Genomic DNA, 297 nt, shown 5'->3' with positions numbered 1-297 from the left:
TTCTTGGTCAGAACTCACTGTCATTACTGGTGGGAAGACCAATTGATAAGGTTCAGTAATCGGCGAGTTAGGGCTATCCGCATCAATAGCACCAACCGGAACATTCACTACAATTGGGGCATAGTCCATACAGTCAGAGTTAGAACCAGTTAAAGACAATTGATAACTGCCTTCATCGTCCGTGATACTACTTGGCTCTCCCTCATCCAATACACCATTATAATTGATGTCTAGAAACGCGGTTGCACCGGAAATATACCCGTCAATGGCAACACCTTGTAAGGTTTTTGTTTGAGG

General features: G+C 43.8%; 1 pseudogene. It reads right to left on the bottom strand.

Going from position 1 to position 297, the window contains the following annotated elements:
• Positions 1 to 297, bottom strand: a pseudogene (locus AB4496_RS26570) (hypothetical protein); the annotation flags it as partial.

It is taken from the genome of Vibrio sp. 10N.222.46.A1, from assembly GCF_041473595.1.
GTDB classification, from domain to species: Bacteria; Pseudomonadota; Gammaproteobacteria; order Enterobacterales; family Vibrionaceae; genus Vibrio; species Vibrio tasmaniensis_A.
Note: the sequence above shows the minus strand (reverse complement) of the source record. Positions and strands in the feature narration are given on the sequence as shown.